A 4143-nucleotide genomic window follows, 5' to 3' on the forward strand; every position below is an offset into this window, starting at 1 on the left:
TCCGGCCCGCGCGAGCGTGTCGAGCAGCGCGAACGCGCCGGGCTTCAACGGAAACTTCGGATGCGGTTCGGGCGCCGCGAGCTGTTCGCGCACGCGGGTGCGCACCGCGTCGAACGTATCGGGATTGCCGATCAGGCGCGCCAGGATGACCTGGCCTTCGGCGAACGAGCGGCCGACGATCTGCAGGTAGTCGGTAGTGGTCAGCGTGACGCCGTGCGCATTCGACACGTCGATCCACGTGTTCATGATGGTCCGCTCGGAATCGACGAGCAGGCCGTCCATGTCGAAGAGCGCGGCGGAAAAGGTCATCGGCGGCATTCGGGAAGCAGGGAAGGCGATGGGCGGCGCGACGGCCGCCCGAATGAAAAACGGACGCCGAAGGCGTCCGTCCGGAACAGCGGGCTTACTGGCCGAGCGCGGCGCGCGCAGCCTTGACCGCCGCACGCACCTGGTCGGGCGCGGTGCCGCCCGGGTGGTTGCGGCTGGCGACCGAACCCTCGAGCGTCAGGTAGCCGAACACGTCTTCACCGATCAGGTGCGCGACGTTCGGCAGGTCCTGCTTCATCTCGTCGAGCGTCAGGTCGGCCAGGTCGATGCCGCGGTCGTCGCAGATCTTCACGGCGTGTGCGACGGCTTCGTGCGCGTCACGGAACGGCAGGCCGCGCTTCACGAGGTAGTCGGCGAGGTCGGTGGCGGTCGAGAAGCCCTGCAGCGCGGCCGCGCGCATCGCTTCCGGCTTCACGGTGATGCCGGCAACCATCTCGGCGAAGATCCGCAGCGTATCGGCGACGGTGTCGACCGTGTCGAACAGCGGTTCCTTGTCTTCCTGGTTGTCCTTGTTGTACGCGAGCGGCTGGCCCTTCATCAGCGTCAGCAGCGCCATCAGGTGGCCGTTCACGCGGCCCGTCTTGCCGCGCGCGAGCTCGGGCACGTCCGGGTTCTTCTTCTGCGGCATGATCGAGCTGCCGGTGCAGAAGCGGTCGGCGATGTCGATGAAGCCGACGCGCGGGCTCATCCACAGCACGAGTTCTTCGGAGAAGCGCGACACGTGCGTCATCACGAGCGCGGAGGCGGCCGTGAATTCGATCGCGAAGTCGCGATCCGACACTGCATCGAGCGAGTTCGCGCAGATACCGTCGAAGCCGAGCGTCTTCGCCACGGCGTGACGATCGATCGGGTAGCTCGTCCCGGCGAGTGCGGCCGCGCCGAGCGGCAGGCGGTTCACGCGGGTGCGGCAGTCGCGCATGCGCTCCGCGTCGCGCGAGAACATCTCGACGTACGCGAGCAGGTGGTGGCCGAACGTGACGGGCTGGGCGACCTGCAGGTGCGTGAAGCCCGGCATGATCGTGTCGGCGTTCTGTTCCGCGAGGTCGAGCAGCGCGCCGCGCAGGTCGTTCAGCAGGCCGCCGATGCGGTCGATCTCGCCGCGCAGCCACAGGCGGATGTCGGTCGCGACCTGGTCGTTACGCGAGCGGCCCGTGTGCAGGCGCTTGCCGGCGTCGCCGATCAGCGCGGTCAGGCGCGCCTCGATGTTCAGGTGGACGTCTTCCAGGTCGAGCTGCCATTCGAATTCGCCGCGCTCGATCTCGCCCTTGATTTGCGCCATCCCGCGTTCGATCGCGGCCAGGTCGTCGGCGCTGATGATCTTCTGCGCGGCGAGCATGTTCGCGTGCGCGAGCGAGCCGGCGATGTCGACGAGCGCGAGGCGCTTGTCGAAAAATACCGACGACGTGTAGCGCTTGACCAGCTCGGACATCGGTTCCGAGAAGCGGGCCGACCAGGCCTCGCCCTTTTTGTGCAGTTGGGACGTCATGGCGATTCTTCGAAGGGAGATTGAGCGGCGTGCGCCGCCGAGGAATCCGGTGATTTTAGCATTCGCGGCCGGGTGTCCGGCACAAGCCCGTCGAGGGCGGGAGCGGCGCGGGCGCTAGCGCGGCGAGCAGGTCAGCGGGCCGATCCGCGGCAGCCTGCCGTCGTCCGGCCGCCGGTACGCGAAGGCAACCGTGCAATCGTGGCCGTTGCCGGAGATTTCCAGGCGGTTGTGCTCGACGAGGCCGTCGACGAACGTGAGGCCGTCGTAGCCGACGATCGTGCGCTGGCCGTTCTCGACGTCGCGGACTTCGAGCCCCGGCGGCAGCGGCGTACCGTCGGGCGCGTGCAGGATGATCGACGCCGCGCTGTAGCGCGACACCGCGAAATGCGCGAGCACGCCGGAGCGCGCCTGCGGCACGACGTCGAGCGTCGTGTCGGCGATGCGCGCATCGGCCGGTAGCGTCGCGCCGTCGATCGCGACGCGATTGTTCTGGTAGGCGTTCAGGTCGGGCACCAGCAGGTAGCCGGCGCGGTTGGTTTCGCCGATCAGCCGGTTCTGGTGCAGCACGGGGACGCGCCCCGTATCGGTCGAGACGAGCGCGAAACTGTCGTCGATGCGGCGCGCCGTCATCAGCCGGCCGTCCATCAGCACGAGCGCACCCGTGACGTCGACCGACGCGTTGCCGCGCCCGCCGAACGACTGTGCGAGCAGCGTGACCTCGCCGGCGCGGCCGAGATACTGCAATTGACCCTGCCCGTAGCGCAGCGCGGCGCTGGTGCCCGCCTGCACGTTCCAGCCGAAGCCGCCGCCGTAGTCGGGCGGGCGCGAGGCGTTCACCGCGTAGGTCGATTCGCCGTTCTGCCGCCCTGCGCTGGCCGAGACCGACGTGTTGCCGCCGAGGCCGATGCTCAGGCTCGCGAAGAAGCCGCGCGTGTCGCGCTGCCGGAAATCCTGGAACGCGCTGACGGTCAGCGAGGTCAGCATGCCGAGATTGACGAGGTACGCGATCGAGCCGATGCGCGATGCGTCGATGCCTGGGTACTTGAGGCCGAGATAGCTGAACGACAGCGTCTGCGCGCGCAGGAACGGAAACGACACCGTGATGCGGTCCGAGGCGCTCGACACCGGGATGCCTTCGCGCGCGCCGAGGTCGCCGTAGCCGCCGAATGCGCGCTGCGTTTGCGCGTCGATCGAGAAATGCGGCGTCACGTACTGGTAGCCGAGGCCGACCTGCGCACCAGCGCTGCGCTGCGCGCTGACGGCCAGCGACGCGTTCGCGACGCCGCCGTTGCCGATGCGTGCGAGCACGCCCGCGCCGGCGTTGTAGACACCGGTCGTCGCTTCCGCGTGCGCCTCGACGGTCAGCCGCTCGCTGATGCCGTAGCGCAGCGAGCCGCTCGCCGCCGGCGTGTGTGCGTAGTCGAACGAGGTGATGCCGTACGCGCGTCGCAGGAAGCCGGCCTCGACCGAATAGCTCGCGAGGCCCGGCGCGAGCAGGCGCGTATCGATGTACAGCGGAATCGACGTCGACACCGAGCGGCCCAATGCGTCGCGCGTGACGACCGTGGCGTTGCCCGCGCCGGTGATGCCCGGCACGCTGTTGATCACGAACGGCCCGCCGGGCACGTCGCCGCTGAACTGGCGCACGTTGTTCACGTACAGGTCGACCGACGTCGGCACGACCGCGCTGCCGGACAGCGCCGGCACCGGGAACGTCACGAGATCGGGGCGCAGGCCGAAGTTGCTGCGCCATTGCACGCCGCCGATGCGCAGCGAGCGCGTCCACGACAGCGACGACGAGATCGTGTCGCCGAACTGCGTGGTCGTGAGCGTCGCCGGGTTCGAGCGCGTCCACGACGTGTCGTAGCGCAGGTAGCGCTGCCGGTCGTCGTACAGGTACGCGATGCCGGTGCTGCTGAAGACGCCGGCCGGGTCGAAGTAGCGCGCCTCGCTCCAGATCGCGAGCGGCGAATGGGCGAGGGTCTGCGCGTACGCATCGTAGTTCAGCAAGAAGCCGCGGCCGGCCGTGGCGGGCGGCGCGGCGGTGAGCGCGCGCGTATCGAACGTGTGCGGAATGCGCAGCGCGTCGGGCACGCGCAGGTCGAGCGTCTGGCGGCTCGTGTCCATGTCGTAGCGCAGCCCCGGGAGCGTGTCGAGCGCGACGAGCGCGTTCGACGGCTCGTGCGTGCGATCGCCTGTCGCGACGCCGAGATCGTTCAGGTCGGCGGAGGCCGCGTAGAGTCGCCCGTCGATCTGCTGGACGCGGGCGATCCGGTGTGTCGGCTCGCCGTTGAGCGACACGTCGAGAAACAGCACGCCGGGTTCGGGGG

Annotated in this window: 3 protein-coding genes; all 3 read right to left on the reverse strand. The window is 69.2% G+C overall.

Annotation, left to right across the window (positions count from 1 at the left end; translation table 11 throughout):
- The coding region (locus G3N99_RS35950) for an HAD family phosphatase (RefSeq protein WP_206124739.1) at window positions 1–309 on the reverse strand (309 nt) is incomplete at its 3' end.
- A 94-nt stretch (window positions 310–403) separates the two neighbouring features.
- Window positions 404–1813 carry an argininosuccinate lyase gene (gene argH / locus G3N99_RS35955; RefSeq protein WP_174941639.1) on the reverse strand — a complete coding sequence of 470 codons (1410 nt, stop codon included), beginning with the start codon at window positions 1811–1813 and terminating at the stop codon, window positions 404–406.
- A gap of 114 nt (window positions 1814–1927) precedes the next feature.
- Window positions 1928–4129 (reverse strand): fimbria/pilus outer membrane usher protein, encoded by a 2202-nt coding sequence (locus tag G3N99_RS35960; protein WP_206124740.1) that lies wholly within the window; start codon window positions 4127–4129, stop codon window positions 1928–1930.
- Window positions 4130–4143 lie beyond the last annotated feature (14 nt).

It is taken from the genome of Burkholderia sp. Ac-20392 (assembly GCF_017104585.1).
In the GTDB taxonomy this organism is placed as follows: Bacteria; Pseudomonadota; Gammaproteobacteria; order Burkholderiales; family Burkholderiaceae; genus Burkholderia; species Burkholderia lata.